This window comes from Xanthomonas dyei, assembly GCF_002939865.1.
In the GTDB taxonomy this organism is placed as follows: Bacteria; Pseudomonadota; Gammaproteobacteria; order Xanthomonadales; family Xanthomonadaceae; genus Xanthomonas; species Xanthomonas dyei.
On sequence record NZ_MDEE01000145.1, the window covers coordinates 1 to 281 of the forward strand.

At 61.2% G+C, this 281-nt stretch carries 1 pseudogene; it reads left to right on the forward strand.

Annotated elements, in window-relative coordinates:
• A pseudogene (locus XdyCFBP7245_RS23590) lies at positions 1–281 on the forward strand (transposase); the annotation flags it as partial.

The following is a 281-nucleotide window of genomic DNA, read 5'->3' on the forward strand; positions in this document are numbered from 1 at the left end:
AAGCGTTTTTCCGAAGAGCAGATCATCGGCTTCCTGCGCGAGGCTGAAGCGGGCGTGGCCATCAAGGACCTTTGCCGGCGGCATGGCTTCAGTGAGGCCTCGTACTATCTGTGGCGCAGCAAGTTCGGCGGCATGAGCGTGCCCGACGCCAAGCGGCTCAAGGACCTTGAGGCCGAGAACGCGCGGCTAAAGAAGTTGCTGGCCGAGCAGTTGTTCGAGAACGACCTGATCAAGGATGCGTTGCGAAAAAAGTGGTGAGCGCACCGGCGCGTCGTGCGCTG